This window comes from Deltaproteobacteria bacterium (assembly GCA_030654105.1).
Taxonomy (GTDB): domain Bacteria; phylum Desulfobacterota; class SM23-61; order SM23-61; family SM23-61; genus JAHJQK01.
This window is the reverse complement of record JAURYC010000050.1, coordinates 1-2,352: the sequence shown is the minus strand read 5'-3', so window position 1 is coordinate 2,352 and position 2,352 is coordinate 1. Positions and strand designations below refer to the sequence as shown.

The following is a 2,352-nucleotide window of genomic DNA, read 5'->3' as shown; positions in this document are numbered from 1 at the left end:
GTGCAAGAATGCATCCGCGTAGCCGCTGCAGGAGGGGCCTACATCGTTTCCTCCGGTTGCGAGCTTCCTTACAATGCCACGCGGGAAAAGGTCCAGTTCTTCATCCAAGCAGCGCGGGAATATGGGAAAGCCGAGAGGATTCTGGCAGGGTGAATGGAGAAAAAATCGTAGTTTGAGGAAAATTTTTTATGAACCACCTTCAGGAAGTGCATGAGGGGGTTTATTTGGTGGGGTCCCCAAATCTTACCGCTCCCGAGGATTGTTGTGTTTACCTTCTTGATTTAGGCGACTTGGTAATGATTGACGCCGGCGCTGGGAAAAGTGTAACCGCTCTGTTGGAGAATATCGAGTCCCTCGGTTTGGGCCACCGGCCCATTGCGGCAATCGTGGCCACGCACTGCCATGTTGATCATGTCGGGGGGATCCCGCTATTGCGGGAGCGCACCGGATGTCAGGTTATCGCCCATGAGCGAGATGCGATGGCCATGGAAATCGGAGATTCCCTAAAGACGGCAGCAGCATGGTATAATGTCATCTACCCGCCCACACCTGTGGATTATAAATTGAGCGAAGTGCGGGAGGTGTTAAAATTCGAGAAAGGGGAAATTTTGTGCCTGCATACCCCCGGCCATACTCCCGGATCGATTTCGATCATCCTGGATCATAATGGCAAGAGGGTACTTTTTGGACAGGATATTCATGGACCTTTTGCGGATGCTTTCGGGTCTGACCTGGCAGCTTGGAGGAAGTCAATGGAAGTTCTTTTGGGATTGAAAGCGGACATCCTCTGTGAAGGTCATTTCGGAGTCTATCGGCCGGAAGAGGAAGTGGAGCGGTATATTCGTAATTATCTGAATATGTATGGGAAGGATAAAAAATAAAAATAAATCGTCCTAAGAAGCAGAAATTGAGAAAAAAACCATCTGGGATTGTTACCCTGATTACCGACTTCGGCCTGATGGGTGAGTACGCCGGAGCGATGAAGGGGGCTATCTTGAATGTCAATCCCCGCTGTCAAGTGGTGGACATTACCCATCAAGTCGCGGCGCAGGATGTGCTCCAGGCCTCTTTCATCCTTAAAAATACGTATCCCTATTATCCGGTTGGAACGGTCCATATCGTGATTGTTGACCCCGGAGTCGGCACTCAGCGCAAGCCAGTTGTTTTAAAAAAAGAAGGACATTTTTTTGTTGGGCCGGATTCTCTTCGCTGATGCCTTCGGTAATTTGATTACGAATATATCCCGTGGAGAATACGGACCCCAGATCGGAGATCGGCCTTGGCAAATCAAAGGAAAAAGCTGGCGCATCGATCGGCTCCAGGAAACTTACCCTGATGTTCATCCCGGTCAGCCCCTGGCTCTCTTCGGGAGCGCGGGGTTGCTGGAGATCGCCGTCAATCGCGGCAACGCCCAATTGACTCTGGGCCTAAAACCAGGAGACTTGATCTCCATAAACCGATTGTGAAAAACCCAAAACAACTATCTTTTGCTTCCATTATCCTTTTATTGATCCTTGGCTTTTTACTCCCATGGAACGCCTTCCCCCCCGTTGCGACCAGCGGGACCCCTGACCAAGAATGGGGAAATGCTCTCGCTCTCTATAAGAAAAAAGAATACCTTCAAGCCTTACCCATCCTCCAAAGACTGGAAGAAAATTATCCCCACCATTCTTTCCAGGCGGATGCGATTTTTATGCAGGCCCAGGTACTACGGGCTCTGCATCGCTGGCCGGAAGCCGCACAAGTTTTTGCCCGGGCGAGGGAGGTCCATGCCAAACTTGCGGATTATGCTCTCTATTACCAGGGAGAGGCTTGGCAAATGGCCAAGGAAGGCAAGAAGAGTTTAGAAGTTTTTCAACGCCTCATCAACCAATACCCGGATAGTCTCACGGTTCCGCCCGCCCAACTGAAGATGGCGGAAGTTTATCTGCAGCTTGCTGAGTATCCCCGGTGTGCGGAAATTTGCGAGCAGGTCTTGAAAAAGAAATCGCGTAAAGAGGTTTCCGCCCAGGCGTTGGTTTTTTTGGGACAAGCGCAGGAAGGCCTCCGGCAATGGGCCCGCGCCATCGAAACCTATCAAGAGGTTTGGTTGCAATATCCTCTTCTCCCTTTAGCCAAAAATGCCAAGAGCAAATGGGAGTCTTTAGCCAAAAGGAAAAACCTCCTCGTAAAAAAAATTCCTTCCCCAGCGCTCTGGCGCCGAGCCTTATATTTCTACCAGGCCCGCCTCTATGAACCGGCATTGAGTGAGATGAAAAAGATTGGAGGCTTTCCTCTTGAGGACTATCCGCCAAGCTACGCCGGTGAATTCTGGATCGATGAACTCTACTTTCACCGGGGGATGTGCCTTTT

At 50.4% G+C, this 2,352-nt stretch carries 4 protein-coding genes; all 4 read left to right on the top strand.

The genetic code is table 11. The features are described 5' to 3' along the window. Positions 1–188: 188 nt before the first annotated feature. Complete coding sequence (locus Q7V48_02140) at positions 189–881, top strand: MBL fold metallo-hydrolase (GenBank protein ID MDO9209538.1); 693 nt, start codon at positions 189–191, stop codon at positions 879–881. 26 nt (positions 882–907) lie between these two features. Continuing rightward, a complete protein-coding gene (locus Q7V48_02135) occupies positions 908–1,213 on the top strand; it encodes an SAM-dependent chlorinase/fluorinase (GenBank protein ID MDO9209537.1) in 306 nt (101 codons plus the stop codon). Continuing rightward, positions 1,188–1,466, top strand: a complete 279-nt coding sequence (locus Q7V48_02130; protein ID MDO9209536.1) for an SAM-dependent chlorinase/fluorinase — start codon at positions 1,188–1,190, stop codon at positions 1,464–1,466. The genes Q7V48_02135 and Q7V48_02130 overlap by 26 nt, the downstream gene beginning before the upstream one ends. Continuing rightward, the coding region (locus Q7V48_02125) for a tetratricopeptide repeat protein (protein ID MDO9209535.1) at positions 1,463–2,352 on the top strand (890 nt) is incomplete at its 3' end. The genes Q7V48_02130 and Q7V48_02125, both read left to right, overlap by 4 nt.

Excerpts from the sequence above, each read along its gene's own strand:
- Q7V48_02140 (MDO9209538.1), top strand. The coding sequence starts at position 189 with ATGAACCACCTTCAGGAAGTGCATGAGGGGGTTTATTTGGTGGGGTCC.